The 297-nt window shown below is 55.6% G+C and carries 1 protein-coding gene; it reads right to left on the bottom strand.

Features of this window, described 5'->3' with window-relative positions; translation table 11 throughout:
* Nucleotides 1-297 (bottom strand): tyrosine-type recombinase/integrase (locus DWZ67_RS20530; protein WP_243635197.1); only part of this gene is annotated, 297 nt, incomplete at both ends.

Here is a 297-nt window from a genome sequence, read left to right as displayed (position 1 = left end):
TTTCTGTTGCTGAAAGGCTTCAGATAGGTTTCCGTCACCGTGATGGAGGAGTGTCCCATGGCTTCCGATATGATTCCGGGGTGTATCTCGCAATGGTAAGCCATTGTGGCCCAGGTGTGTCTGGCTGCATAGGTACTGAGTGCCGACTGCATTCCCAGGCACTGCCTGAGTACTGCCAGCCGCTGGTTGAATCCCCTGAGTGCCGACTGGTATTCCCGGTATGCCGCTTCCGTACCTTCCTCGCTCTGCAGAATGGGAAACAGATAGGGGGAATCGGGATTCCTGTTCGCCACCATC

This window comes from Bacteroides sp. AF34-31BH (genome assembly GCF_003602795.1).
GTDB lineage: Bacteria > Bacteroidota > Bacteroidia > Bacteroidales > Bacteroidaceae > Bacteroides > Bacteroides uniformis.
This window is presented reverse-complemented; position numbering and strand designations above follow the sequence as displayed.